The following is a 1650-nucleotide window of genomic DNA, read 5'->3' as shown; positions in this document are numbered from 1 at the left end:
TGTTTATCGACCATTTTCTCTGATGTAGAATCAATATAATGGTCGATATCAACCTTCAGGTGCTGGCAATGAAGGCGGGTCATGCAATCAAGGAATATGTTGATATCTTCCTGCTCGCGGGTATCAATCAGCGCTTGGATGTACTCGGCCTTGTCTTCTTTCAGAACCTTTGTCGGAAGTACATCGAACTCCATCTGTAGCAAGTTCATAAGAAGTCGGCAGGTGCGCCCATTACCATCTGCCCAAGGATGTATGGTAACTAAGTCGAAGTGAGCCCAGAAGCTAAGTTCGTAAATGGCGGCAATATCGTTGGCATCGATGGCCTTTCGCCTGCGATTAAGCTCTTCACAGAAAGCAGCGAGCCGTGCAGGAACTTTTAGGTACGACATATATGACTTACCACCAAGCCCTGCAGTGACATTCAGTTTGCGAAGTTCACCCTTGGCAGCAGAGAAATCACCTCCTGCAGCATGATACTCAGAGCCTGTGCGTGCCATCACTTTAGAGGCCAAAAGAACAAGCCAGTCGACAGTGATATCATGATGCAGCTTAATCCATTGTATGCCATAGTCGTAGGCCGCTTTTAGGTCAAGGTTCATCATCTGTTCCATCATGGTACGTTTACTGCTGGTGATGCCTTCATCAAACAGAAGTTGAGCCTCCACCTCTGTCACTGTTGAACCTTCGATAGCGGTAGAGTGAGAAATGATGGAATACAGATAGAACTTCTGATAGTCTATCTGCTCCGATATGCCCAGCTCTTTGTGCTGCTGCAGTAATCGCAATAATATATTCCTATTCTCTTGTGTCATATTTGCAAGGTTTACCTAACTTCGTGCAAAGATACAAAAAGTTTTGGATTTACAAGCAGAAAGAGAGAAAAGTTTGGATTGGGGCAAGAAAAAAGCCCTAAAATAAAAAAAGTACCAAAATATTTGGAACTTATTGAAAGATTTCATATCTTTGCAGCGTGAAAGGAACCTATTTAGAATGGGAGCCCCGGTTGGTTCGGCAAGCAACTCATTAAAATAGAAGCACTTTTAAACTCCGCTTCAGATGGATAGCCCCGGTTGGTCCGGCAAGCAAGGCCATTAAAGCGGAGTTCCTATTTCTAATTCACCAACATTATTCTCAAAAGCATATTGATCAATAATCGCGTATGGCTTATACGGCCCACCGTTCTTCATTTTGCGCATAGCAAGAATTGTTTTAACCCCAATCTCGCGATCAAAATAAGCAAAGTAAGCACTCTCTTCGTGTTTTCCTTCTAAAACCCTACGCCAACCAAGATATCTTCCTTTCTTTAAATATGACGGAATATCCTTTGCCAAAGCATTCTTAATGGCATTAAACTTATTATCACGAGAAGCCTTGCTAACAATAGTCTTAAGATCAGATTTTGTAATCTCAACGTCCATCGTTATGCCATTGGTGATAGTAAAACGCAAGGGTTCTCCTTTTAAGGCTTCGGCCATGGCCAATACTTCGTTTCGTATCCTCTTGCTTTCTATATAATAATCGTCTTTAGTTCTTACCATAATTGATTGCAAAAGTACAAAAAGTTTTTGGAATTACAAGCGGAAAGGGAGAAAAGTTTGGATTGGGACGAAAAAAGCCCTAATACATTATTGTATCAGGGCTGGATGAGGG

2 protein-coding genes are annotated in these 1650 nt (G+C 42.1%); both read right to left on the bottom strand.

The annotated features are described in order from the left end of the window. A partial coding sequence (locus tag BUB86_RS16840; protein WP_073211889.1) for a Fic family protein occupies nucleotides 1-812 on the bottom strand: 812 nt, incomplete at its 3' end. 279 nt (nucleotides 813-1091) lie between these two features. Further along, a complete protein-coding gene (locus BUB86_RS16835; protein WP_073211886.1) occupies nucleotides 1092-1538 on the bottom strand; it encodes a hypothetical protein in 447 nt (148 codons plus the stop codon). Between the last annotated feature and the right edge of the window lie 112 nt (nucleotides 1539-1650).

The organism is Xylanibacter ruminicola (assembly GCF_900142525.1).
Lineage (GTDB): Bacteria > Bacteroidota > Bacteroidia > Bacteroidales > Bacteroidaceae > Prevotella > Prevotella ruminicola_A.
Note: the sequence above shows the minus strand (reverse complement) of the source record. Positions and strands in the feature narration are given on the sequence as shown.

What these genes read in the sequence shown, in the direction of transcription:
- BUB86_RS16835 (WP_073211886.1), bottom strand. Translation starts at nt 1,538, where the DNA reads ATGGTAAGAACTAAAGACGATTATTATATAGAAAGCAAGAGGATACGA.